The 25,144-nt window shown below is 69.9% G+C and carries 27 protein-coding genes and 1 tRNA gene; 26 read left to right on the top strand and 2 right to left on the bottom strand.

Features of this window, described 5'->3' with window-relative positions; translation table 11 throughout:
* Positions 1-70 precede the first annotated feature (70 nt).
* The 11 genes from ABT009_RS15995 (at position 71) to ABT009_RS16045 (ending at position 5,368) form a co-directional block, all read left to right on the top strand.
* Positions 71-274, top strand: coding sequence for a hypothetical protein (locus ABT009_RS15995; protein WP_351294062.1), 204 nt, complete (start codon positions 71-73; stop codon positions 272-274).
* A gap of 2 nt (positions 275-276) precedes the next feature.
* Positions 277-450 carry a hypothetical protein gene (locus ABT009_RS16000; RefSeq protein ID WP_351294065.1) on the top strand — a complete coding sequence of 58 codons (174 nt, stop codon included), beginning with the start codon at positions 277-279 and terminating at the stop codon, positions 448-450.
* A gap of 77 nt (positions 451-527) precedes the next feature.
* On the top strand, positions 528-1,202 hold the full coding sequence (locus ABT009_RS16005) for a DUF2637 domain-containing protein (RefSeq protein WP_351294067.1): 675 nt from the start codon (positions 528-530) through the stop codon (positions 1,200-1,202).
* 21 nt (positions 1,203-1,223) lie between these two features.
* The gene (locus tag ABT009_RS16010) at positions 1,224-1,415 is read left to right on the top strand and encodes a mobile element transfer protein (protein ID WP_351294070.1); all 192 of its coding nucleotides are present in this window, start codon (positions 1,224-1,226) and stop codon (positions 1,413-1,415) included.
* Positions 1,416-1,425: 10 nt separating this feature from the next.
* A complete protein-coding gene (locus tag ABT009_RS16015; protein ID WP_351294073.1) occupies positions 1,426-1,581 on the top strand; it encodes a hypothetical protein in 156 nt (51 codons plus the stop codon).
* A gap of 22 nt (positions 1,582-1,603) precedes the next feature.
* Positions 1,604-1,915 carry a SpdD-like protein gene (locus tag ABT009_RS16020; RefSeq protein ID WP_351294076.1) on the top strand — a complete coding sequence of 104 codons (312 nt, stop codon included), beginning with the start codon at positions 1,604-1,606 and terminating at the stop codon, positions 1,913-1,915.
* Positions 1,916-2,007: 92 nt separating this feature from the next.
* Positions 2,008-2,196, top strand: a complete 189-nt coding sequence (locus ABT009_RS16025; protein WP_351294079.1) for a hypothetical protein — start codon at positions 2,008-2,010, stop codon at positions 2,194-2,196.
* Positions 2,193-2,438, top strand: a complete 246-nt coding sequence (locus tag ABT009_RS16030; protein ID WP_351294082.1) for a hypothetical protein — start codon at positions 2,193-2,195, stop codon at positions 2,436-2,438. The genes ABT009_RS16025 and ABT009_RS16030 overlap by 4 nt, the downstream gene beginning before the upstream one ends.
* Entirely contained in the window at positions 2,435-3,811 is a 1,377-nt protein-coding gene (gene repSA / locus ABT009_RS16035; RefSeq protein WP_351294085.1) for a replication initiator protein RepSA, read from the top strand. The genes ABT009_RS16030 and repSA overlap by 4 nt, the downstream gene beginning before the upstream one ends.
* Before the next feature lie 16 nt (positions 3,812-3,827).
* On the top strand, positions 3,828-3,998 hold the full coding sequence (locus ABT009_RS16040) for a helix-turn-helix transcriptional regulator (RefSeq protein WP_067277791.1): 171 nt from the start codon (positions 3,828-3,830) through the stop codon (positions 3,996-3,998).
* Positions 3,995-5,368, top strand: coding sequence for a tyrosine-type recombinase/integrase (locus ABT009_RS16045; protein WP_351294088.1), 1,374 nt, complete (start codon positions 3,995-3,997; stop codon positions 5,366-5,368). The genes ABT009_RS16040 and ABT009_RS16045 overlap by 4 nt, the downstream gene beginning before the upstream one ends.
* A gap of 94 nt (positions 5,369-5,462) precedes the next feature.
* Here ABT009_RS16045 and ABT009_RS16050 read toward each other — a convergent pair whose 3' ends face one another.
* Entirely contained in the window at positions 5,463-6,242 is a 780-nt protein-coding gene (locus tag ABT009_RS16050; protein WP_351294090.1) for an HNH endonuclease, read from the bottom strand.
* A gap of 373 nt (positions 6,243-6,615) precedes the next feature.
* A tRNA-Arg gene (locus ABT009_RS16055) sits at positions 6,616-6,687 on the bottom strand.
* Between the two features lie 254 nt (positions 6,688-6,941).
* Between ABT009_RS16055 and ABT009_RS16060 the strand changes: the two genes are divergently transcribed.
* The 15 genes from ABT009_RS16060 to glyA all read left to right on the top strand — a co-directional run bounded on the left by ABT009_RS16060 (position 6,942) and on the right by glyA (position 25,007).
* Positions 6,942-7,454, top strand: a complete 513-nt coding sequence (locus tag ABT009_RS16060) for a response regulator (protein ID WP_351294093.1) — start codon at positions 6,942-6,944, stop codon at positions 7,452-7,454.
* Positions 7,455-7,613: 159 nt separating this feature from the next.
* The gene (gene nrtL / locus ABT009_RS16065; protein WP_351294096.1) at positions 7,614-8,678 is read left to right on the top strand and encodes an ArgS-related anticodon-binding protein NrtL; all 1,065 of its coding nucleotides are present in this window, start codon (positions 7,614-7,616) and stop codon (positions 8,676-8,678) included.
* Positions 8,679-8,726: 48 nt separating this feature from the next.
* Positions 8,727-10,118, top strand: coding sequence for a diaminopimelate decarboxylase (gene lysA / locus ABT009_RS16070; protein ID WP_351294099.1), 1,392 nt, complete (start codon positions 8,727-8,729; stop codon positions 10,116-10,118).
* 226 nt (positions 10,119-10,344) lie between these two features.
* Entirely contained in the window at positions 10,345-11,637 is a 1,293-nt protein-coding gene (locus ABT009_RS16075; RefSeq protein ID WP_351294102.1) for a homoserine dehydrogenase, read from the top strand.
* A 6-nt stretch (positions 11,638-11,643) separates the two neighbouring features.
* Positions 11,644-12,702, top strand: a complete 1,059-nt coding sequence (gene thrC / locus ABT009_RS16080; protein ID WP_351294105.1) for a threonine synthase — start codon at positions 11,644-11,646, stop codon at positions 12,700-12,702.
* 302 nt (positions 12,703-13,004) lie between these two features.
* A complete protein-coding gene (gene thrB, locus ABT009_RS16085) occupies positions 13,005-13,922 on the top strand; it encodes a homoserine kinase (protein WP_351294108.1) in 918 nt (305 codons plus the stop codon).
* Between the two features lie 441 nt (positions 13,923-14,363).
* The gene (gene rho, locus ABT009_RS16090) at positions 14,364-16,388 is read left to right on the top strand and encodes a transcription termination factor Rho (RefSeq protein WP_351294111.1); all 2,025 of its coding nucleotides are present in this window, start codon (positions 14,364-14,366) and stop codon (positions 16,386-16,388) included.
* A gap of 268 nt (positions 16,389-16,656) precedes the next feature.
* Positions 16,657-18,444: a trypsin-like serine protease gene (locus ABT009_RS16095; protein WP_351294114.1), complete on the top strand. Its 1,788-nt coding sequence runs from the start codon at positions 16,657-16,659 to the stop codon at positions 18,442-18,444.
* A 181-nt stretch (positions 18,445-18,625) separates the two neighbouring features.
* The gene (locus ABT009_RS16100) at positions 18,626-19,747 is read left to right on the top strand and encodes an LCP family protein (protein WP_351294117.1); all 1,122 of its coding nucleotides are present in this window, start codon (positions 18,626-18,628) and stop codon (positions 19,745-19,747) included.
* Between the two features lie 148 nt (positions 19,748-19,895).
* Positions 19,896-20,117, top strand: a complete 222-nt coding sequence (gene rpmE / locus ABT009_RS16105) for a 50S ribosomal protein L31 (RefSeq protein WP_351294120.1) — start codon at positions 19,896-19,898, stop codon at positions 20,115-20,117.
* 109 nt (positions 20,118-20,226) lie between these two features.
* Positions 20,227-21,303, top strand: coding sequence for a peptide chain release factor 1 (prfA, locus tag ABT009_RS16110; RefSeq protein ID WP_351294123.1), 1,077 nt, complete (start codon positions 20,227-20,229; stop codon positions 21,301-21,303).
* Between the two features lie 123 nt (positions 21,304-21,426).
* On the top strand, positions 21,427-22,266 hold the full coding sequence (prmC, locus tag ABT009_RS16115) for a peptide chain release factor N(5)-glutamine methyltransferase (protein WP_351294126.1): 840 nt from the start codon (positions 21,427-21,429) through the stop codon (positions 22,264-22,266).
* Between the two features lie 65 nt (positions 22,267-22,331).
* The gene (locus tag ABT009_RS16120; RefSeq protein WP_351294129.1) at positions 22,332-22,979 is read left to right on the top strand and encodes an L-threonylcarbamoyladenylate synthase; all 648 of its coding nucleotides are present in this window, start codon (positions 22,332-22,334) and stop codon (positions 22,977-22,979) included.
* Entirely contained in the window at positions 22,976-23,629 is a 654-nt protein-coding gene (locus ABT009_RS16125) for an arsenate reductase/protein-tyrosine-phosphatase family protein (protein WP_351294132.1), read from the top strand. Before ABT009_RS16120 ends, ABT009_RS16125 begins: the two co-directional genes overlap by 4 nt.
* Before the next feature lie 106 nt (positions 23,630-23,735).
* The gene (gene glyA, locus ABT009_RS16130) at positions 23,736-25,007 is read left to right on the top strand and encodes a serine hydroxymethyltransferase (RefSeq protein ID WP_351294135.1); all 1,272 of its coding nucleotides are present in this window, start codon (positions 23,736-23,738) and stop codon (positions 25,005-25,007) included.
* Positions 25,008-25,144 lie beyond the last annotated feature (137 nt).

Genomic DNA, 25,144 nt, shown 5'->3' on the forward strand with positions numbered 1-25,144 from the left:
CACCCCGGTCGGCGCGACCGCATCGCGCCAGGTCCCTACCCCGCCCATGCCCGAAATAGGAGGTGACCCCTTGGACGCCCACGAGGACTTCGAACGCACAGTGCAGCTGCTCGGCGCCCTGGCCTTGTACGCACACCTGCCCGGCACGGATGAAGAGTTCGTGGCTGTGATGGCCCCGGCCCTGGCTGCGTCCTTGGCCTGCGGCTTCCTTCCTCCGCTGCCGCCCGGCTACGACCCCACCGACCGCCCCGACTACCCCCGCCAGGGGTGGTGACCATGGCCACGCGGAAGACCACAGCCCGCAAGCGCCCCTCGAAGACATGCCCGATCTGCAAGGGCACCGGAGAGGTCGCCGTCTCGGTCCGCATCGGCCGTAAGCGCCGCGTCGTCGGCCAACAGAACGGCCTGTGCCTGACCTGCTTCGGCACCGGCCTCGCCCCTACTGACTGATCACCGCCGGGGACCGGACGGCCGGACCATGAGCGCCGCCCCGTCCCGGCCCAATTTTCTTGAAGGAGGTGAAGACCATGCCCCGCTCGATCCGTCTGGATGCCGTGCTCGTACAGGCGGTGATCGCTGGTGCGCTGTCCTTCGCCCACCTGCACGACCTCGCCGCCGCTGCCGGACAAGACGGCTGGAAGGCATGGGCCTACCCGATCAGCGTCGACCTGCTGCTCGTGGCTGCCTGGCGACGGCTGCGCAACAGTGGCCCGTCCCGGCTGGCCTGGTGCTGGTTTCTGATCGCCCTGGTGGCCTCGCTCGGCGCCAATGTCGCCACTGCTGGATTCCTCGACCTTCAGCATCCTCCGGCCTGGCTGCGGTTCGGCGTTGCCGGATGGCCCGCCCTCGCCTTCCTCGGCGGCACCCTCCTTGCCCACACCGCCAGGGACGGGATGCCGGTTCCGCCGGCGCCCGTAGCCCCGGCCTCGACACCTGACATCGATCCGGAGCCTGTCTCCGACCCGGAGCCGGAAGCCGTCCCGGTCGCCGCTGCCGAGGAAGCCCCGGCTTTGCCCGCCCCCGACCCGGCCCCGGCCCCGGCTCCCACGGTGCCGGTCCCGCCCGCGCTGGTCGACCACGCCCGCAAGGTCGCCGACGACCACCACGCCCGCACCGGGACGCGGATCGACGTCGACACCCTGCGCGCCCGCCTCGGCGTCCCGCCCCAGCTCGCGGACGACATCGCCGCCCAACTCACCTGACCTGAGAGGAGAACCACCGTCATGCCTACCCGTGACTTCTTCCACTCCGTGATGCAGATCGGCCCCGTGCAGATCGGTACTCACCGCGACCGCCACGGCCGCACCAAGCACGCCGCCGTATGCACCGCCGACCGCTGCGGCTGGTCCGCCGACTTCTCCAGCTCCTCCGCCGCCCAGCTCGCCGCCCGCACGCACCGCTGCAAGGTCCGCTGAGGAGACCGCCATGGATGTCCCGCTCTGGCTCGCCCTGATCGTCGTCGGCTGGCTCGGCATCAAGCTCATCCGCCCGCCCTGGTGGCTCGTCGCCGTGCTCCTCCTCGGCGGCTACCTCCTCGCCGACAGCCTCCTGGCCCCCGCCATCGACACCGCCATCAAGTAACCCCCGGAAGGGAGAACCACCGATGCTCCGCCCGAAGATCCCGACAAACCCCATGCCGACCGGCCTCGTCACCCCGCCCGCCGTCGTCGAGTCGACGACCGTCGTCCAGCAGGCACCGGCCCTCGCGCCCACTTCCGTCGCTCCGGCGCTGTCCCGGCCCACGGTCCAGCTCACGCCCGGGGCCTTGGTCGCCGTCATCGGCGGCGGCACCGCCGTCGTCCTGGTCGTCGGCGCCGTCCTCGTCTCGATGCTCCTCGCGGTCGCCGTCACCGCTGCCTCGCTCGCCATCTGCGCGCTGGTCATCCGCTCGCTCGTGGCTTCGCCCCGCCGCTGACCGGCCCCCGGGGCGGCCCAAGCCGCCAAGCATCGCGCCGCCCCGGAAGCCGTGCCCCTGTCCGAACCACAGATCCGGAAGGAAGCACCATCATGACCGACCACACCCGGCCGCCGGCCCGTATCTGCCCGGCCTGCGACGGATTCGCCTCCGCCGCCATCTCCCTCGGAGTCCGCAACTCCCGCGGCCACCGGCGCACCATCACCGTCCACTGCCGCGACTGCCACGGCACCGGCACCCTGCCCGCTCGCACCGCCACCCTCACTGGGGGTCGGGCATGAACGACCTCACCATCACCGCGCACCTCGAACCCGACACCCGCACTCGCGTTGCCTCCTTCCCGGACAAGGGCGCCAATAGCGGGGGTCGCTTCGTGACCCTGCGCATCGGCGGCGGCACGGTAGAGATCGCGCTCATCGCCATCCCCGGCACTGCCGATGCGCTGCGCGCCCTCGCCACCGCTGCCGGTGAGGCCGCTCGCGAGCTGGACAGCATGACGGCTCTGCCAGAGGTGAGCGCATGACCGACTCCGCGACCTTCGCGGACCTGGACCCGATCACCCTGGGGGATCTCCTCCGGGTGGCCGGGTCCCCGGGCTTCGACCGCTGGCAAGACCAGATCCGCCGCACTGGCGGCTGCGCCAACCCGATCCACCTCATCGGCTGGACGCTCCACAAGGACAAGACGACCGGCGAGACCCTGCACCACTACACGACCGAGTCCGAGCCGGGCGGGCGCCTCCGTGTCGCCTGTGGTAACCGCCGCGCCTCTCGTTGCCCCGCCTGTGCCTGGACCTACGCCGGAGACACGTACCACCTCATTCGCGCGGGTCTGGCCGGTGACGACAGCCGCGACATTCCGTCCACAGTCCGCGACCACCCCCGCGTCTTCGCCACCCTCACTGCCCCCTCCTTCGGCCCCGTTCACAACCGGCCTGACCGTGGGGCATGCCGCTGCGGAACACGGCACGCTGCCGACGATCCGGCGCTCGGCACGGCGCTCGACCCGGTCACGTACGACTACGCCGGGGCGGTGCTCTTCAACAACCACGCGGGCGACCTGTGGCACCGGTTCGTCAACAGGCTGCGCCGTGAGATCGCCGCCCGCGCCGGGATCACCCAACGCGAGCTGACCGACACCGCACGCCTGTCGTACGGAAAGGTCGCGGAGTTCCAAAAGCGCGGCGCCGTCCACTTCCACGCCGTCATCCGCCTCGACGGTCCGGACGGCCCCGACACTCCGCCGCCGTCCTGGGCCGGCGTCGACCTGCTCGCCAACGCGATCCGTGCGGCCGTCCAGCACAGCTACACGTCTGTCTCCGTTCCGGCCGCCGCCGACCAACCCGCCCGCACCTTCCGTTGGGGCGCCCAGCTCGACGTGCGGCCCGTGAAGGCCTTGGGGGACGGCTCCGACATCACCGAGCAGGCGGTGGCCTCGTACGTCGCCAAGTACGCGACCAAGGCCGCTGAGAACACCGGCACGTTAGACCGCCGTATCGGCGAGCTGGCCGAGCTCGACCGCTACCAGGTACCCGACCATGCCCGCCGCCTCATCGAGGCGTGCAAGATGCTCGACCCGCTCTACCCGGACCGGCGGCTGTGGGCATGGGCACACATGCTCGGCTTCCGCGGCCACTTCTCCTCAAAGTCTCGGCGCTACTCCACCACCCTCAGCGAACTTCGCCAGGCACGCGCCGACTACCGCGCCGCCCAGGAACGCGAAGCCCTCGGCTTCGACGACCGCGAGCCAGACACCGTGCTCGTCCTTGCCGACTGGCAGTACGCCGGCCACGGCCACACACCGGGCGAATCCGCCCTCGCCGCCACAATCGCCCGCGACATCCAACTCAACCGCGAAACCGCCCGCGAAGAACTCGCCGCCCTGGAAGGAGCCTGACGTGAATGACGAGCTGATGACCGTCCCGCAGATCCTCGCCGAGCTCGGCGGCGTTTCCCGGCGTACGTTCTACCGGTGGCGCGAGCTGGGGCAGGGGCCAGCCGCGTTCAAGCTCCCCAACGGTGAGCTGCGGGTCTGGCGGAGCGACTTCCGCACTTGGCTGCGGCAGTTGGAGGCGGCTGCGTGAAGTCGCTCGACGTAAAGGTCTGGGGTGTCCGCAAGCGGGACACCAAGACGCCCTCGTACGGCGCCCGCTGGAACGTGGCCGGGAACGTCTTCTCCGAGACATTCCGGACCAAGGCGCTCGCCGAGCACTATCGGGCCAAGCTCATGCGGGCCATGCGCGAGGGCGAGGAGTTCGACACAGAGTCGGGGCTCCCGGCTTCGATGGAGCAGCAGAAAGCCACGCTTTCGTGGTACGCCTTCGCACTGAAGTACCTCGCCATGAAGTGGCCGCACGCTGCCCCCAACACGCGCGATGCGATCAATGAATCACTGACCAGCGTTACGGTGGCCCTCCTCGATGAGCGTCCGGGACAGCCGTCTGATGACGTGATCCGCAAAGCCCTGCGGAACTGGGCGTTTGTCCTCCCCGGCCCCGACGATCGGGACTTGCCGGACGAGGCCCGGAACGTTCTGCATTGGGTCGCCAAGGCGTCTCGCCCGCTCGCAGACCTGGCTGATCCCGCCACGGCCCGCGCCGTGCTCGACTCGCTGAAACTCAAGCTCGACGGCACCGCGGCGGCCGCGGAAACGGTGCGTCGTAAGCGGCGGACACTCGTCAATGCTGCGAACTATGCGGTTGACCTGGGGGAGTTCCGCGAGAACCCCATTTCGGCTGTCCGGTGGCAGAAGCCCAAGGTGTCCAATCAGGTGGATCCGCGTGTCGTGGCGAATCCGGAGCAGGCTCGGAACCTCCTGGCGGCCGTCTCGTACGTTGGCGGCTATAGGCGGGCTCGTGGCCGGCGTCTGGTCGGCCTGTTCGCCGCGATGTACTTCGGTGGCCTCCGGCCCGCCGAAGCGGTCGGCCTGGCGGAGACTGACCTTGTCCTCCCCAAGACGGGGTGGGGCTCGGCTCTGCTCCACAGGACCCGGCCCTCGGCTGGAAAGCAGTGGACCGACTCGGGGGAGACCCACGACGACCGCGGGCTCAAGAATCGGCCGAGCGAGGACGTCCGGCGCGTGCCCATTCCGCCCCAGCTCGTCGCCGCGTTCCGAGAACACCTCGACACCTTCGGCACGGCCGAGGACGGGCGGCTCTTCTTCTCGGAGAAGGGCGCGGTTGTGCCTTCCTCGACGTACTACCGCGTGTGGCAGGAGGCCCGGCTCCTAGCGCTGCCGCCGGCCGTGGCGGCCTCGCCGCTCGCGCGTCGGCCGTACGACCTTCGGCACTCGGCCCTCTCGACGTGGCTCAATGCCGGGGTCGATCCGACCGAGGTCGCCGAGCGCGCCGGCAACAGCGTGGAGGTCTTGCTGACTCGCTACGCGAAGTGTCTCGACGGGCGCCAAGAGGTCGCCAACCGCCGCATCGAGGACCTGCTCCGCGAATACGAGTAGTTGGCTGCTAATCCAAGGCCCCTGGAGCTGTCCAGGGGCCTCACTCGTAGATCAACCGCATCCCTGTGGACATGCATGTAGGCAGCCCTTGGAGTCACCGATCTTGCTTGTCGCTTCGAAGATGATGAGTCCGGTGGTACGCCAGATAGCAACGCTCGATCTGATGCCCGGGGCGCTCTGTGAGTCGCCCTAGGGGCGTACCCGAATGCTGATCGATGACAGCAAGATCGTCACTTATATGCAGCATCCCAAGATCGAACAGAACGTGATGGTTAGGGCACAGGCAGAGCACGTTCGAAGGCACATCAGGGCCTTCATGTGGACGCCCCAACGGTTGGATGTGAGCGGCCTCCGCATAGGCGCCCGTCGGTGTGACGAGTCGGGTGCCACATATCTGGCATGTGCTGTCATGGAGGCGCTTCACGTACTCGGCAACCGCAGTGCTTCGAACTATGCGTTGAGTAGTTACCTCGACACGTGTTGGAGATTGAGTCCCGTCCGGTTGGGCCGGAAGCATGGGTGATTCGACGCTTCGCGGCCGTGTCGCCGACTGCGCCGGGGTGGTGCCCGGGCCTCGACTTCGCCGGTATTCGTCCGAACCGGCTTCCGTCAGCTTCCATACGCCCCGCGACTCTCGGGCGGGTATTAGGAGGCCTTCGCGCTCCATCTTCTTCCGCTCGAACCTGGTCCTGTTGTGCCACTTAGGCTCATTGTCGCGTTCCGTTCCCTCTCTGTCGCCAGGCGTTAGGTGTGATCCGTAGCGTTGTTCCATCTGGCGGAGGGCGTGGCCGGTAGATGCACTGCCTCCTAGTTCGCCGAGCGTGGTCAACAGCCACTGCCGCAGAACACTTTGGGGCGTCAGGTCGGATGCCATGGCAGGAGAGTAGAGAACTCGATCTCGCTGAGCTTCCGCTCTAGGAGATCGCCAGGCTACGAGGCGTGGCACGAGAGCACCTTCACAGGAAGCCCGTCCTCGTCTGCCTGAGGAGGCCACCTATCGACGCATCAAGGACCTGCTTCGATTACGAATGGCGTAGCGCGCCTCATGTCTGAGGCTGCTGGCGCTTGGTTACAGAGGGCTGGCGTTTCTGGGTCTCCACCTGCGGCGATGTTCCAAGATCCCGTCCACAGCTCGTCCACGGACCCCGACATACGGCCGCTCCGAGCGGCATACGGCTGCGCACACACGAAGACCCCGTCCTCAGCAAAAGCGCTGATGGCGGGGTCTTTGGGCACCTCATCAAGGGTGCCCCCGGCAGGATTCGAACCTGCGCACACGGCTCCGGAGGCCGTTGCTCTATCCCCTGAGCTACGGGGGCGTGTCGGTCGCTGTGTGGCGGCGACGGGTAGAACCCTACCAGCTCTTGGGGGGTCCTCATGAACAGGTATTTCCTCTGCGTGCGGAGCGGGCGCGGGCCGTGCGCGACGGGTGCAGTCGGTTCCCGGTTCGTCCCGCTGTGTTATGGGTTCGTCGCACAGCGTGGTGTCGGCCACACGTACGGGCCTTTCCCCGCAAGGGGCGGAAGTAGGGAAAACCCGGACGCGGCGGCGTGGGCGGACCTACCCTCGATGTGTGCCAGGCGCGTCGGGTCGGGTGCTTGTTGTCGATGACAACAAGGTCATCCGGCAGCTGATCAGGGTCAACCTCGAGCTGGAGGGCTTCGAGGTCGTGACCGCGGCCGATGGTGCCGAGTGCCTCGACGTCGTCCAGCAGGTCTGCCCCGACGTCATCACGCTCGATGTCGTCATGCCCCGCCTCGATGGGCTCCGCACCGCCGCGCGGCTGCGTTCCGAGCCTCGTACGCGGGACCTTCCCCTCGTGATCGTCAGTGCCTGTACGCAGTACGAGGTGGAGAACGGGCTCGACATCGGCGTGGACGCCTTCCTCGCCAAGCCCTTCGAGCCCGCCGAACTCGTACAGACCGTCCGGCAGTTGATGGAGCGCGAGTGGCGTGGTGGTGGCGGCTCCCGGGGCGAGGACTCCCAGCTGGGGGATCAGCCCGGGGTGGGCGCGACCGACGATGGGGCCGGCGCGGACGCGGAGGCCGGGGCTGAGGCTCAGCGCGCTGGGCACCCAGGTGGCTGATCAGGAGCCCCTCACCATTCGGATCTCCTCTGATTCGGCTCTCTGGCCACTACTTCGGACTTCTGACCACTACTTCGGGCCTCCGGCCACGAGTCCACATTCCGGAACCTCCGAAACCAACTCGCCTACCCACCCCCCTCCTCCCATACGCTTGTCCCCGTGACCCCCGTCGAGCTCTCCCGTACCGTGCTGCGCGCGGTACGTCGTGCTGTGGACGACGGGGAGCTGACCGTGGTCGTGCCCGCACGGGTCGTGATCGAGCGGCCCCGGCCGGGTGGGAGCGGGGACTACTCCAGCAACGTCGCCCTGCAGCTCGCCCGTGACGCCGGCGCGCCGCCCCGGCAGGTCGCCGAGATTCTGCGGGACCGGATTCTGCAAGACAGGGTGCACAGCGCCCCCGGGGTCGCCGGCGTCGAGATCACCGGACCCGGGTTCCTCAACTTCACCCTCGACGGAGCCGACGCCGCGCTCGTACGTGACGTCCTTTCCCAAGGGCTCCGGTACGGGCACAGCCTCGCCCTCGACGGCGAGCGGATTGAACTCCGTATCCCCGCGCACGAACCGCGGGCCGAAGTCGTCGCCGACGCCGTCTCGCGCATCGTCGCCGCCCTGGGCGGCCACGTCGACGTCCTCCAGGTCCCGCCCGGCGGTACTCCCGGCGGAACCGAAGACCCGTCCGGCCGAACCGCCGAAGACCCTGTTCAGCCCGCAAACCTCCACCCCGTCCCAGCGCCTCCACCCCCCGCCACCCCCCTCGGCCCCGACCCCACCCGCTGGGCCCTACTCCACTCCCCCGCCCACGACCGCCCCCGCCTCACCCCCGACCACCTCGTCCAGCGCGAGAGCAACCCCCTCTTCCGGGTCCAGTACGCGCACTCCCGCGCCCGGGCCCTCGTGCGCGGCGCCGACCAGCTCGGCTTCCATCCCCAGCCCGGCCATGTGGGTGACACGCCCGAGGCGCAGGACCTCCTCACCGCCCTGGCCGACTACCCCGTAGTCCTGGCCACCGCCGCCCGCAACCGCGCTCCCGACCGTCTCGCGCGGCACCTCGTCGCCACCGCCGATGCGTTCTTCCGGTTCCACGACGCCACGCGCGTCCTGCCGCTCGGCGACGAGAAACCCTCGGCCGCCCACCGCGCCCGGCTCGCCCTTGCCGAAGCCGCCGGGACGGTGCTGGCCGGCGGCCTGTCCCTGCTCGGTATCGATGCACCCGAACACGTCTGACCACGTGGGACACGACCACGTGACGTACGAGAGAGCGCAAGAACAGACATGAGCCGTTCCGCACATCCCGCCGGCCCCCGCCACGGCGACGTCCTGCCCGAGGGGCACTACACCGCGCCGCCCGCCGATCTCAACGCCCTCGACCCCAAGGTCTGGTCCCGGACCGTCGCCCGGACCGCAGACGGCGCCGTCAGCGTCGGTGGCATCGACGTGACGCGGCTCGCCGAGGAGTTCGGTACGCCCGCGTACTTCATCGACGAGGCCGACTTCCGGGCGCGGGCCCAGGCCTGGCGTACCGCCTTCGGGGAGGACGCCGACGTGTTCTACGCCGGCAAGGCGTTCCTGTCGCGGGCCGTCGTGCGCTGGCTGAACGAGGAAGGGCTCAACCTCGACGTCTGCTCCGGCGGCGAGCTCGCCACCGCCCTGTCCGCCGGGATGCCGGCCGAGCGCATCGCCTTCCACGGCAACAACAAGTCCGCCGAGGAGATCGAGACGGCCGTCTCGGCCGGTGTCGGGCACATCGTTCTCGACTCCTTCCAGGAGATCGTGCGGGTCGCGCACATCGCCGAGCGGCTCGGCAAGCGGCAGCGTGTGCTGATCCGGGTGACCGTCGGCGTCGAGGCGCACACGCACGAGTTCATCGCCACCGCCCACGAGGATCAGAAGTTCGGCATCGGTCTCGCCGACGGGCAGGCCGCTGAGGCCGTGCGGCGCGCGCTCAAGCTCGACGGGCTCGAGCTGGTCGGCATCCACTCGCACATCGGGTCGCAGATCTTCGACATGGCCGGGTTCGAGGTCGCCGCCCGGCGTGTGGTCTCGCTGCTCGCCGAGATCCGGGACGAGCACGGCGTCGAGCTGCCCGAGATCGACCTCGGTGGCGGTCTCGGCATCGCCTACACCTCCGACGACGACCCGCGCGAGCCGCACGAGATCGCCAAGGCGCTCGGTGAGATCGTCACCCGGGAGTGTGAGGCCGCCGGGCTCCGGACTCCTCGTATCTCCGTCGAGCCCGGGCGCGCCATCGTCGGCCCGACCGCCTTCACGCTCTACGAGGTCGGCACCATCAAGCCGCTCGACGGGCTGCGCACGTACGTGTCCGTGGACGGCGGCATGTCGGACAACATCCGCACCGCGCTGTACGACGCCGAGTACAGCGTCGCGCTCGTCTCCAGGACCTCGGATGCCGCTCCCATGCTCGTCCGTGTCGTCGGCAAGCACTGCGAGAGCGGCGACATCGTCGTACGCGACGCCTTCCTGCCCGCCGACCTGGCGCCCGGCGACCTGATCGCCGTACCGGCTACCGGTGCGTACTGCCGTTCCATGGCGAGCAACTACAACCACGCACTTCGCCCGCCCGTCGTCGCCGTGCGCGACGGTGAGGCCCGGGTGATCGTCCGCCGGGAGACGGAGGAGGATCTGCTTCGGCTCGACGTCGGATGACCGGTCGGGGGCCTGACCGCAGGACGGCCGGCGGCCGGTACACCTTTCGCCGGCCGCCCGCCGGGCACGGCAGAACGCCGCCGAAATGCGCGGTGCCGGAGAAAGATCTCCTGATTTCCGGCGCCGGGAAAATGAAATAAACGTCTCACGATCCGGACGAGGGGCAGAAAATCCGGTCCGTTGGGTGAGACTGGTCCAACCGTAGATGTATGAGAAGTGAGGTCGGATGATGCGTACGCGTCCGCTGAAGGTGGCGCTGCTGGGCTGTGGGGTCGTCGGCTCAGAGGTGGCACGCATCATGACGACGCACGCGGAGGACCTCGCCGCGCGGGTCGGAGCCCCCGTGGAGCTCGCGGGCGTGGCGGTCCGCCGGCCCTCCAAGGTCCGCGAGGGCATCGACCCGGCGCTCATCACCACGGATGCCACCGCCCTGGTCAAACGGGGCGACATCGACGTCGTCGTCGAGGTCATCGGCGGCATCGAGCCCGCCCGCTCGCTGATCACCACCGCCTTCGAACACGGCGCGTCTGTCGTCTCCGCCAACAAGGCGCTGCTCGCCCAGGACGGGGCGGCCCTCCACGCGGCCGCCGAGGAGCACGGTCGGGACCTCTACTACGAGGCCGCCGTCGCCGGCGCCATCCCGCTGATCCGGCCGCTGCGCGAGTCCCTCGCGGGCGACAAGGTCAACCGGGTCCTCGGCATCGTCAACGGCACCACCAACTTCATCCTCGACAAGATGGACACGACGGGCGCCGGGTACCAGGAGGCGCTCGACGAGGCCACCGCCCTGGGATACGCGGAGGCCGACCCGACCGCCGACGTCGAGGGATTCGACGCCGCCGCCAAGGCCGCGATCCTCGCCGGCATCGCCTTCCACTCGCGCGTACGCCTCGACGACGTGTACCGCGAGGGCATGACCGAGGTCACCGCCGCGGACTTCGCATCCGCGAAACAGATGGGCTGCACCATCAAGCTGCTCGCCATCTGCGAGCGGGCCGCCGACGGCGAGTCCGTCACCGCCCGCGTCCACCCGGCGATGATCCCGCTCAGCCACCCCCTCGCGTCCGTCCGCGGCGCCTACAACGCCGTCTTCGTCGAGGCCGACGCCGCAGGTCAGCTGATGTTCTACGGGCCCGGCGCGGGCGGTTCCCCGACCGCGTCGGCCGTCCTCGGCGACCTCGTCGCCGTATGCCGCAACAAGCTCGCCGAGTCCACGGGACCGGGCGAGTCCGCGTACGCGCAGCTGCCGGTCTCGCCGATGGGCGAGGTCGTCACGCGCTACCACATCAGCCTCGACGTGGCCGACAAACCGGGCGTCCTCGCCCAGGTCGCGACGGTCTTCGCCCAGCACGGCGTATCGATCGACACCGTGCGCCAGCAGGGCAAGGACGGCGACGCCTCGCTCGTCGTCGTCACCCACCGTGCGTCCGACGCGTCCCTCAGCGGGACCGTCGAGGCGCTGCGCAACCTCGACACCGTGCGGGGTGTCGCCAGCATCATGCGGGTTGAAGGAGAGTAACCAGCAATGACCCACCAGTGGCGCGGAATCATCGAGGAGTACCGGGACAGGCTGCCGGTCTCCGACAGCACGCCGGTCGTGACGCTCCGCGAGGGCGGTACGCCGCTCGTGCCCGCGCAGGTGCTCTCCGAGCGCACGGGCTGCGAGGTCCACCTCAAGGTCGAGGGTGCAAACCCGACCGGGTCCTTCAAGGACCGCGGCATGACCATGGCCATCAGCAAGGCCAAGGAGGAGGGCGCACAGGCCGTCATCTGCGCCTCCACCGGCAACACGTCGGCGTCGGCCGCCGCCTACGCCGTGCGCGCCGGCATGGTCAGCGCCGTCCTCGTGCCGCAGGGCAAGATCGCGCTCGGCAAGATGGGCCAGGCCCTCGTGCACGGCGCGAAGATCCTGCAGGTCGACGGCAACTTCGACGACTGCCTGACCCTGGCCCGCGCGCTGTCCGAGAACTACCCGGTGGCGCTGGTCAATTCGGTCAACCCGGTGCGTATCGAGGGTCAGAAGACCGCGGCCTTCGAGATCGTGGACATGCTCGGCGACGCGCCCGACATCCACGTCCTGCCGGTGGGCAACGCGGGCAACATCACCGCGTACTGGAAGGGCTACACCGAGTACGCCGCCGACAAGATCGCCACGAAGACCCCTCGAATGTGGGGTTTCCAGGCCTCCGGCTCCGCGCCGATCGTGCGTGGCGAGGTCGTGAAGGACCCGTCGACCATCGCCACCGCGATTCGCATCGGCAACCCCGCGTCCTGGAAGTTCGCGCTGGCCGCGCGGGACGAATCGGGCGGTCTCATCGACGAGGTGACGGACCGTGAGATTCTGCGCGCCTACCGGCTGTTGGCCTCCCAGGAGGGCGTCTTCGTCGAGCCCGCGTCGGCGGCGTCCGTCGCCGGTCTGCTGAAGGCCGCCGAGCAGGGCCTGGTCGACCCGGGGCAGAAGATCGTCTGCACCGTCACCGGCAACGGCCTCAAGGACCCGGACTGGGCCGTTGCGGGTGCCCCGCAGCCGGTCACGGTCCCGGTCGACGCGGCCGCGGCGGCGGAGCGCCTGGGCCTCGCGTAGGCCCTGCGGGGCCGGGCGGCAGGCCCCCGCAGGACAGGGCCGGGTCCGGGAACAGCCGGACCCGGACCCCCTCCGACCCGGGCATTTGCCCACGGGGGGTGCACAAGGGGCTTACGACACGCATCGTGCGCCTCCTGTGCGCCCTATGTCGCCACTGAACCTTCCTTCGATAGGCTGTACCGAACCCACCCCGCCGCATATGCCGCGGAGCCGCCGTCGTTGCGGCCTTCGGGTTTCTCCGTACGTCTTGCAGTGCATCGAAATCTCACCAAACCCCGCAGTTCAAGGAGAGTCATCGAGCGATGGCCGGTCCCGCGTTCCGCGCCGCCGCCGTCCGGGTGCGCGTCCCCGCCACCAGCGCCAATCTCGGTCCGGGCTTCGACGCCCTCGGGCTGTCGCTGGGGCTGTATGACGACGTCGTCGTCCGGGTGGCCGACTCCGGCCTGAACATCGACATCGCAGGTGAGGGCAGCGAGACGCTCCCGCGCGACGAGAGCCACCTGCTCGTACGCTCGCTGCGTACCGCCTTCGACCTGCTCGGCGGACAGCCGCGCGGCCTCGAGGTCGTCTGCGCCAACCGCATCCCGCACGGCCGCGGCCTCGGCTCCTCGTCGGCCGCCATCTGCGCCGGCATCGTCGCCGCCCGCGCCGTGACCATAGGCGGCGACACCAAGCTCGACGACGCCGCGCTGCTCGAGCTCGCCACCGAGATCGAGGGCCACCCGGACAACGTCGCCGCGTGTCTGCTCGGCGGCTTCACCCTCTCCTGGATGGAGGGCGGAGCGGCCCGGGCGATCAGGATGGAGCCCGCAGATTCCATCGTTCCGGTGGTTTTCGTACCGGGAAAGCCGGTGCTCACCGAGACCGCACGCGGACTGCTGCCGCGCACCGTCCCGCATGTGGACGCCGCGGCCAACGCGGGCCGGGCGGCCCTGCTCGTCGAGGCCCTGACCAGGCGCCCCGAGCTGCTGCTGCCCGCCACCGAGGACCGGCTGCACCAGGAGTACCGCGCCCCCGCCATGCCGGAGAGCGCCGCCCTGGTGGAGCGGCTGCGGGCCGACGGGGTCCCCGCAGTGATCTCCGGCGCGGGCCCCACGGTCCTTGCACTGGCGGACCGCGAGACGGCCGACAAGGTCGCCCGACTGGCGGGGGAGGGCTGGGCGGCCAACCGGCTGGCCCTCGACGCCGCCGGAGCGAGTGTGCTGCCGCTTGCGTCCTGACACGCGGTTGCCGGATTACGAGAGGGGGAATGTTTGTTGGATCCGGTAGTGTTAATCTCAAGTCTGCACCCGACCCCACCATGGCGAGGTGCCTTGTGTCCCCGTCCGGGACAGACACTCCTCCGCATGCCTCCCAAGCAGTTTCATGCACAGGCACCGAGTGCCGTGTATTGAGCGGCCTGCAGAGCGGGGGAACTCCTGGGGGCACCTCCGGCGTCAGTCGGGGGAGTCAGCTGGGGGCGCTCCGAAACCGGCGTGACCGAGCCGCGTGACACAGAAAGCGGTGGCACGGCTCCGGAAATCGCCAATCACCAGATATCTCTCCGCCGCGTAGGCGGACAACCGCCCCGGTACGGTCCACACAGCACGGACCACCTGCCGGACAGCACAACCGGTCGCCGAGCCAGACAGGCCGACGTCCGCTCCAGGGAAGGACCCTTCGTGAGCGACACCACCGATCTGATGGGCGTGAGTGCCGACAGCACGGTCGAAACCGCTGCTGCGCCCGCCACGGACGCCTCTGCCGCGCCTGCCTCCGGTGCCGGCTCCCGGCGGCGCCGCGGTACCGGCCTTGAGGGCATGGTGCTGGCCGAGCTGCAGCAGGTCGCATCAGGCCTCGGTATCAGGGGCACCGCGCGTATGCGCAAGAGCCAGCTGATCGAGGTCATCAAGGAGGCGCAGGCCGGGGGTGGCTCCCAGGCCGCTTCGGGCGCCTCCGCGAAGAGCGCCGACGCCTCGACCGAGACCAAGCCGAAGCGCCGCGCCACCTCCAAGGCCCGTACCGGCGAGGACTCCGCAGCCGGTGACAAGGCCGAGAAGGCCGTAAAGGGCGAGGGCGACAAGGCCGCCGCGAAGGCCGTGGCCCAGCAGCAGATCGAGATCCCGGGCCAGCCCGCCAGCGACGACGCCCCCGTCGGGGAGCGCCGCCGGCGTCGCGCCACCGCCGAGGCCGGGGCCCCCGAGGCCCAGGCCGCCGTCGCCGTGGCCGAGCCGAAGGCCGAGCCCAAGACGGAGGCCGGCGCCGCCAAGGCCGACGGCCAGGGCGACGGTTCCGCGGACGGCGGCGCGGAGGGCCGCCGTGACCGCCGTGACCGTGACCGTGACCGTGGGCGCGGCCGGGACCGCGACCGCCGGGGCAAGGGCGATGAGCAGCAGGGCGGCGGTGGCCAGCAGCGCCAGCAGCCGGGCGGCGGCCGCCAGGACCGGCAGCAGCAGCAGGACGACGACGACTTCGACGGTCGCGGCCGTGGCCGCCGCGGCCGCTACCGCGACCGCCGGGGCCGTCGCGGCCGCGACGACGTCCAGGAGCCGCAGATCGGCGAGGACGACGTCCTGATCCCCGTCGCGGGCATCCTGGACATCCTCGACAACTACGCGTTCATCCGGACGTCGGGCTACCTCCCGGGTCCCAACGACGTGTACGTCTCCCTCGCCCAGGTCCGCAAGAACGGTCTGCGCAAGGGTGACCACGTCACCGGCGCCGTGCGCCAGCCCAAGGAAGGCGAGCGCCGCGAGAAGTTCAACGCGCTGGTCCGTCTGGACTCCGTCAACGGCATGGCGCCCGAATCCGGGCGCGGGCGGCCGGAGTTCAACAAGTTGACGCCGCTGTACCCGCAGGACCGGCTCCGTCTGGAGACCGACCCGGGCGTGCTGACCACCCGGATCGTCGACCTCGTCGCGCCGATCGGCAAGGGCCAGCGTGGTCTGATCGTCTCGCCGCCGAAGGCCGGCAAGACCATGATCATGCAGGCGATCGCAAACGCGATCACGCACAACAACCCCGAGTGCCACCTGATGGTCGTCCTCGTCGACGAGCGTCCGGAAGAGGTCACCGACATGCAGCGGTCGGTCAAGGGCGAGGTCATCTCCTCGACCTTCGACCGCCCGGCCGAGGACCACACCACGGTCGCCGAGCTCGCCATCGAGCGCGCCAAGCGCCTCGTGGAGCTGGGTCACGACGTCGTCGTACTGCTCGACTCGATCACCCGTCTGGGCCGTGCGTACAACCTCGCCGCCCCGGCGTCCGGCCGCATCCTGTCCGGTGGTGTCGACTCGACCGCGCTGTACCCGCCGAAGAGGTTCTTCGGTGCCGCGCGCAACATCGAGGACGGCGGCTCGCTGACCATCCTGGCCACCGCGCTGGTCGACACCGGCTCGCGCATGGACGAGGTGATCTTCGAGGAGTTCAAGGGCACCGGCAACATGGAGCTCAAGCTCGACCGGAAGCTCGCCGACAAGCGCATCTTCCCGGCCGTCGACGTCGACGCGTCCGGTACGCGCAAGGAAGAGATCCTGATGAGCGGCGAGGAGCTCAACATCGTCTGGAAGCTGCGCCGGGTGCTGCACGCGCTCGACCAGCAGCAGGCGATCGAGCTGCTCCTCGACAAGATGAAGCAGACGAAGTCGAACGCCGAGTTCCTGCTGCAGATCCAGAAGACGACGCCGGCGCCGGGCAACAACGACTGACGTCGGCAACGCACACGCATAGTCGGCAAGGCGCGGCTAAAGCACGGGCAAAAGGGCCGTCTCCGTTACGTATGTGACGGAGGCGGCCCTCTGTGATGGGTGGGGAACCGTTGTACGATCACGCCACTCTGCACACTTCGCCGAAGCATCTTCACCTTCTGCCCGCCATCTGTCCCGGGCGCTTCGGCCACCGAACTCTTGCCTTTGAGGGGGGACTTGAGTGGACACCCGTATGTCCGGGGGCGGTCGGCACAGACGCCGCATACGCATGGTCATACCCGCAGCAGCCGCCACGCTGGCCGCCGCTGTCGCCGCCGCGGTGCTGATGTCGCCCGCGGACGCCGCCACACCGCCACCGACGCCGACCGTCAAGCCCGCCACCACATCGCCGACGCTCAGCGAGCTCAAGGAGCGGGTCGCGGGCGCACTGGCCGGTGACGACACGGCCGGCAAGACGGGCCCGGCGACGTACAGCTCGAGCACCACGGACGGCTCCAGCACCTCGAGCAGCACGGGGACCGTCGACGCGAAGGTCATCAACGGCACCGACACCAGCATCAGCACGGCGCCCTGGATGGCCCAGCTCTGGTACTACGACGACAAGGGCACCACCGACGAGAGCGACGACATCGGCTTCTTCTGCGGTGGCGCCGTCGTCTCGCCGACGAAGATCCTCACGGCCGCCCACTGCGTCAAGGGCTACAACTGGTACGCCAACGGCGCCGTCGTCACCGGCACCGCGCAGCTGCCCACCACGGACGACGCGGGCAACACCGACCTGCACGGCGGCACCGTCTCCGGCATCTGGCGCCAGTGGAACCACTCGTCGTACAACGCGTCGACCATCGACAACGACATCGCCGTCCTGACGCTGCCGAACCCGATCACGGCCAAGCCGATCCCGCTGACGACGTCGGGCGACACCGCCTCGTACGCCGCGGGCACCAGCGCCAAGGTCTACGGCTGGGGCCGCACCAGCTCCACCAGCCAGGACATCTCGGAGACGCTGAAGTCGGCCACGCTGCCGATCCAGTCCGACACCACCTGCACCGGCGCCTACGGCAGCAACTTCATCAAGGGCCACATGGTGTGCGCGGGCACCCCCGCGACCGGCAGCGACGACGGCACCACCGCGGCGTGCAACGGCGACTCCGGCGGTCCGCTCGTCGTGAACAACCGCATCGTCGGTGTCGTGTCCTGGGGCGTCGAGGACTGCGTGGCCCAGGGCTCGTACAGCGTCTTCAGCAAGGTGAGCACCTACGTCGGCGCCGCGTACCCGCGCATCGACGACACCAACCTGAGCGGTGACGCCAAGGCCGACCTGTTCGTGCGTCTCGCGTCCACCGGCACCGGCTACGAGAAGGACTCCAAGGGCACCTCGTTCGCCGCGCGCGTGTCCCTCGGCAGCTTCAAGGGCACCAACGTCGTCCTGCAGACCGACCTCAACCGGGACGGCTACCAGGACTTCGTGGTGCGCCGCAGCTCCGACGGCGCCGTGTTCTGGGAGCACTACATCCCCTCCACCGGCGAGTGGAGCACCGACCAGATATTCGGCAACTGGAAGACGCGCACGCGCATCGTCGCCCCCGGCGATGTCACCGGCGACGCCCTGCCGGACCTGCTCTCCGTGGACTCCGCCGGCATCCTGTGGATCTACCCGGGCAAGGGCAACGGCACCTTCTCGACCCGCGTCCAGGTCGGTTCCGGCTGGAACCAGTACAACTCCGTGCGCGGCCACGGCGACTTCACCGGCGACGGCAAGGCCGACCTGATCGCGCGCTCCAAGAGCACCGGGGACGTCTACCTGTACAAGGGCACGGGCAAGTCCGGCTCCGGCGCCTTCTCCAGCCGTATCAAGGTCCGCAGCTCCTGGACCGGCTACAACGCCTTCGACGCGGTCGGTGACGTGACCGGCGACGGCAAGGCCGACTTCCTGGCCCGCACGTCCGGCGGGACGCTGTACCTCTACCCGGGCACCGGCAAGGCCACCAGCGAGATCTTCGCCACAAGGATCAGCGTCGGCACCGGTTTCCAGGCCTACGACATCTTCGGCTGAAATCGCAGGTGAGCGCCGGACACACGGGCGCCGCCGACTACGCACTGTGCCCACCGCCGCACGCGGTGGGCACAGTGCGTTGTGCAACCCTTCATGCGGTTTCCCCGTCTGACAAATCGAACGAAGCCAGGCCTGACGCCGAAAGCGGGGGGTATCCGACCCGACGAGGACTGAGGAGCACATGCCCGACCACAGCACGCCGGCCGCCGAGCATTCGACTACCAGGCGCCGAGCGAAGGGGCGGCGGCGCAAGCCGCGCTCCACGCGGAGCAGGGCCGCCGTCATAGCCGCTTGGGCGGCGGCGGGCCTGGTGATCCTGGGCGGCACCGGCCTCGGGTACGTGTACGTCAAGCTCAACGACAACATCCAGGGCGTCGACATCGACGCCGCGCTCGGCACCGACCGGCCGGAGAACGTCGACAACGGCTCGATGGACATCCTCGTCCTCGGCTCCGACTCCCGCTCCGGCAAGAACTCCGAGTACGGCAAGGACGAGGGCACCGCCCGCTCCGACACCGCGATGGTCGTGCACGTCTACGAGGGCCACAAGAAGGCGAGCGTCGTCTCCATACCCCGCGACACCCTCGTCACCCGGCCCACCTGCACCGACAGCAAGGGCGACAAGGTCTCGGGCGGCCGTGAACTGATGTTCAACACGGCGTACCAGGTCGGCGGCCCCGCCTGCGCCGTCAAGACCGTCGAGGCGATGTCCGGGATCCGCATGGACCACTACATCGAGGTCGACTTCACGGGCTTCAAGAAGCTCATCGACACCCTCGGCGGCGTCGACATCACCACCAAGCAGGCCATCAACGACGACAAGAGCCATCTGCACCTGAAGGCCGGAAAGCACACCCTGACCGGCGAGCAGGCCCTCGGTCTCGTCCGCACCCGGCACGGCGTCGGCGACGGCAGCGACCTTGGCCGCATCCAGCTGCAGCAGGCCTTCATCAAGGCGCTGATCAAGCAGGTCAAGGAGGTCGGCGTGTTCAGCAGTCCGACGAAGCTCTACGACCTCGCGGACACCGCCACCAGTGCGGTCACCACCGACTCCGACCTGGACTCCGTGAAGGGTCTGGCCGGTTTCGCGAGCGGGCTCAAGGACATCGGCGCCGGCGACATGAAGATGATCACGCTGCCCGTCCAGTACGACCCCGCCAACCTCAACCGCGTCCTGCCGCTCGAGAAGCAGGACCGGAAGGTGTGGGCCGCGCTCGAGGCCGACAAGCCCATCCCGGCCTCCGCCGTCAAGGACTCCGCGGGCGACAAGGGCTCGGCCGGCTCCGTGGTGAGCAGCAACTAGGACCTTCCGACCGCCCGCGGAATAGATCCGGCCCCACCCCGGTTTTGGGGGATGCGGCCGGTCCTGGCAGACTGGTACGTCGGCTCCGGTTCACGCTTCCGCATCCCGCGGCTGCGACCCGGCGTCCTCCCGATACATAGGAGACACCTTGAAGCGCGACATCCACCCCCAGTACGTCGAGACGCAGGTCAGCTGCACCTGTGGCGCGTCGTTCACGACCCGTAGCACGATCGAGAGCGGCACCATCCGCGCTGAGGTCTGCTCCGAGTGCCACCCGTTCTACACGGGCAAGCAGAAGATCCTCGACACCGGTGGCCGTGTGGCCCGCTTCGAGGCCCGCTTCGGCAAGGCTGCCGGCTCCAAGAAGTAGCGAGCCACCTGCGCCGGTCCTCGGTCGCGCCCTCAGGGTGCGCCGGGACCGGCGTTTTTGGTCGTTTCACTTCACCTTTCGTACGAAGCAGATCTAGGAGCCCTCAGAGATGTTCGAGGCGGTCGAGGAACTCATCGGCGAGCACGCCGACCTGGAGAAGCAGCTCGCCGACCCGTCGGTCCACGCCGACCAGGCCAACGCGCGCAAGCTCAACAAGCGCTACGCCGAGCTGACCCCGATCGTCGCCGCGTACCGCTCCTGGAAGCAGACCGGCGACGACATCGAGACCGCCCGCGAGTTCGCCGCCGACGACCCGGACTTCGCCGCCGAGGTCAAGGACCTGGAGCAGCAGCGCGAGGAGCTCACCGAGAAGCTGCGGCTGCTGCTGATCCCGCGCGACCCCAGCGACGACAAGGACGTCATCCTCGAGATCAAGGCGGGCGCGGGCGGTGACGAGTCCGCGCTGTTCGCTGGCGACCTGCTGCGCATGTATCTGCGGTACGCCGAGCGCATCGGCTGGAAGACCGAGATCATCGACGCCACCGAGTCCGAGCTCGGCGGCTACAAGGACGTCCAGGTCGCCGTGAAGACCAAGGGCAACGCCACGCCGGAGCCCGGCCAGGGCGTATGGGCCCGGCTGAAGTACGAGGGCGGGGTGCACCGCGTGCAGCGCGTGCCCGCGACCGAGTCCCAGGGCCGTATCCACACCTCCGCGGCCGGTGTCCTCGTGACGCCCGAGGCCGAGGAGATCGACGTGGAGATCAACCCGAACGACCTGCGCATCGACGTGTACCGGTCGTCGGGGCCGGGCGGCCAGTCCGTGAACACGACCGACTCCGCGGTCCGCATCACCCACCTCCCGACCGGTGTCGTCGCCTCCTGCCAGAACGAGAAGAGCCAGCTGCAGAACAAGGAGCAGGCCATGCGTATTCTGCGCTCCAGGCTCCTCGCCGCGGCCCAGGAGGAGGCGGAGAAGGAGGCCGCGGACGCCCGCCGCAGCCAGGTCCGCACCGTCGACCGCTCCGAGAAGATCCGTACGTACAACTTCCCGGAGAATCGCATCTCGGACCACCGCGTCGGCTTCAAGGCGTACAACTTGGACCAGGTGCTCGACGGCGAACTCGACGCCGTGATCCAGGCGTGCGTCGACGCGGACTCGGCCGCGAAGCTCGCTGCCACGTCGTGAGCCGGCGCCGGCCCGGCCCCGGCACCACAGCCCCGTAAGCCGTCAACCGACAAGACAACCGCTCTGCCCCGGAGGACCAGCGTGCAGCAACACATTGGGGGGCGACCCCCAAACCCCCGCGGCGTGCTGCTCGCGGAGGTGGCCCAGGCCACCCGGCGGCTGGCCGACGCCGGCGTGCCCTCGCCGCGCAACGACGCGGAGGAGCTCGCCGCCTTTGTGCACGGCGTGAAGCGGGGCGAGCTGCACACGGTCAAGGACGCGGACTTCGACGCCCGCTACTGGGAGGCCATCGCCCGGCGCGAGGCCCGCGAACCGCTCCAGCACATCACCGGGCGGGCCTACTTCCGCTATCTGGAACTGCAGGTGGGGCCCGGCGTCTTCGTGCCCCGGCCCGAGACCGAGTCCGTCGTCGGCTGGGCGATAGACGCCGTCCGCGCGATGGACGTCGTGGAGCCGCTGATCGTAGACCTGTGCGCCGGCTCCGGGGCGATCGCCCTCGCCATGGCGCAGGAGGTGCCACGGTCCCGGGTGCACGCCGTGGAACTCTCCGAGGACGCCCTCGAGTGGACCCGCAAGAACGCCGAGGGCTCCCGGGTCACCGTCCACCAGGGCGACGCGCTCACCGCGCTGCCCGAGCTCAACGGCCAGGTGGACCTCGTCATCTCCAACCCGCCGTACATCCCGCTCACCGAGTGGGAGTACGTCGCCCCCGAGGCACGCGACCACGACCCCGAACTCGCCCTGTTCTCCGGCGAGGACGGGCTCGACACCATCCGCGGCCTGGAGCGCACCGCCCACCGGCTGCTGCGTCCCGGCGGCGTCGTCGTCGTGGAGCACGCGGACACGCAGGGCGGCCAGGTGCCGTGGATCTTCAGCGAGGAGGCGGGCTGGGCCGACGCGGCCGACCATCCCGACCTGAACAACCGGCCGCGCTTCGCGACCGCCCGCAAGGCACTGCCATGACGGCCGCGGCTCCGATCCAGATCAAGATCCAGTACGTGTACTTCGTGTACGAGGAGGCTCGCTAAATGGCACGGCGATACGACACCAATGACGCGACGGACCGCACCACCGGTCTGCGTGAGGCCGCGTCCGCCGTCCGCCGTGGCGAGCTGGTCGTGCTGCCCACCGACACCGTGTACGGCATCGGGGCCGACGCGTTCAGCTCCGAGGCGGTCGCCGATCTGCTGGAGGCCAAGGGGCGCGGACGCAACATGCCCACGCCCGTCCTCATCGGCACCCCGAACACCCTCCACGGGCTCGTCACGGACTTCTCCGAGAAGGCGTGGGAGCTCGTCGACGCCTTCTGGCCCGGCGCGCTGACGCTGGTCGCCAAGCACCAGCCGTCGCTCCAGTGGGACCTGGGGGACACCCGTGGCACCGTCGCCGTGCGCATGCCGCTGCACCCGGTCGCCATCGAGCTGCTGACGGAGGTCGGCCCCATGGCCGTGTCGTCGGCGAACCTCACCGGTCACGCGGCCCCTGAGGACTGCGACGCCGCGCAGGAGATGCTCGGCGACTCCGTCTCCGTGTACCTGGACGGCGGGCCGACGCCCGGCAACGTGCCGTCGTCCATCGTCGATGTGACGGGTGAGGTGCCTGTGCTGCTGCGTGCGGGTGCGCTGGACGCCGACGAGCTCCGCAAGGTCGTACCCGACCTCGAGGTGGCCAATTGACAGCCCCTGACGCGGGGCGTGGCATAGGCACGGGGGTCTTCGGGGACGGAGACACATTCCGCATCCTCCACGTCAGCACCGGCAACGTGTGCCGCTCGCCGATCACCGAGCGGCTGACCCGCCATGCCCTGGCGGACCGGCTCGGTGATCGTCTGGGCGGCGGGCTCATCGTGGAGAGCGCCGGCACCTGGGGGCACGAGGGCGCCCCGATGGAGACCAACGCGGAGGCCGTCCTCGCCGAGTTCGGCGCGGACGCCAGCGGGTTCGTGGGGCGCGAGCTGCTCGACGACCACGTCATCCGGGCCGACCTCGTGCTGACCGCCACGCGCGACCACCGGGCGCAGGTCATCTCGATGGGGCACTCGGCGGGGCTGCGCACCTTCACGCTCAAGGAGTTCACGCGGCTCGTGCAGGCCATAGACCCCGCGACGCTGCCCGACCCGGACGAGGGCGTGGTCGCGCGCGCGCGGGCGCTGGTGCGGGCTGCGGCGGCTCTACGCGGGTGGCTGCTGGCGCCGAGTGTCGAGGCGGACGAGGTGTTCGACCCGTATGGGGCGCCGTTGCCGTTCTTCCGGTCCATCGGGGACGAGATTCATGAGGCGCTGGAGCCGGTGGTCACGGCGCTGACGGGCGTGCCGGCCCGCATGTAGCGCTGCGCGCGCACAGCAGTACGCGGGGCAGCCGTACAACGCCGGGCGTCCCGTCCTCCTCGGCCCTACATTGGACGTAGCCCACCGTCCAGGTCCGGAGCGTGCCATGTCGGTGACCGAAGCATCAGGGGTGTCAGGCGTCGTACGGCCCGTGGGGCCGGACTTCGAGGCGCTGCGGCGGCAGGACCCGGAGCTGGCCGATGTGCTCCTGGCAGAGCAGGCGCGGCAGGCTTCGGCGATCCAGCTCATCGCGGCCGAGAACTTCACCTCACCCGCGGTCCTCGCGGCGCTTGGCTCCCCGCTCGCCAACAAGTACGCCGAGGGATACCCCGGCGCCCGCCACCACGGCGGCTGCGAGCTCGTCGACGTCGCCGAGCGCCTCGCCATCGAGCGGGCGAAGGCCCTCTTCGGCGCCGAACACGCCAACGTCCAGCCGCACTCCGGCTCATCGGCCGTTCTCGCCGCGTACGCCGCCCTGCTGCGGCCGGGCGACACCGTACTGGCCCTGGGCCTCCCGTACGGCGGGCACCTCACGCACGGGTCGCCCGCGAACTTCTCGGGACGCTGGTTCGACTTCGTGGGCTACGGCGTCGATCCCGAGTCGGGCCTCATCGACTACGACCAGGTGGAAGCCCTGGCCAGGAAGCACCGGCCCAAGGCCGTGGTCTGCGGCTCCATCTCGTATCCGCGGCACATCGACTACGCGGCCTTCCGGGACATCGCCGACGAGGTCGGCGCCTACCTCATCGCCGATGCCGCCCATCCCATGGGACTCGTGGCCGGGGGAGCCGCGCCCAGCCCCGTTCCGTACGCGGACGTCGTCTGCGCGACCACGCACAAGGTGCTGCGCGGGCCGCGCGGCGGCATGGTCCTGTGCGGAGCCGGCCTCGCGGAACGGATCAACCGGGCCGTCTTCCCGTTCACGCAGGGCGGAGCGCAGATGCACACCATCGCGGCGAAGGCCGTCGCGTTCGGCGAGGCGGCCACGCCCGCGTTCGCCGCGTACGCACGTCAGGTCGTCGCCAACGCGCGCGTGCTCGCCGACGGGCTGGCGGACGAGGGGCTCGCGGTCACCACCGGCGGCACGGACACGCATCTGATCTGTGCGGATGCGGCCCCCCTCGGTCTTGAGGGGCGTACCGCGCGTGGCCGCCTCGCCGCGGCCGGGATCGTGCTGGACACGTGTGCGCTGCCCCACGGGGAGGCGCGCGGGCTGCGCCTGGGCACTGCGGCCGTCACCACCCAGGGCATGGGCGAGGCGGAGATGGTGCGGATCGGGGCGCTGCTCGCGGCGGTGCTGCGCGAGGAGGTCGACAACCGGCAGGCGCGCGCGGAGGTGCGCGAACTGACGCAGGCGTTCCCGCCCTACCGGAGCTGAGGACGCCGGAGCGAGGACGTCGGAGCCGAGGAAATCCACCGCGTCCATAAAGAGGCGTCCACCACAGTCGCGTCGGCAAGTCCGCCGCATCCACCCGGAGGATTCCGCCCGTATCAGGCCCGAAGACGGGTAGGCGC

The sequence above is a fragment of the Streptomyces sp. NPDC002896 genome (genome assembly GCF_040295225.1).
Lineage (GTDB): Bacteria > Actinomycetota > Actinomycetes > Streptomycetales > Streptomycetaceae > Streptomyces.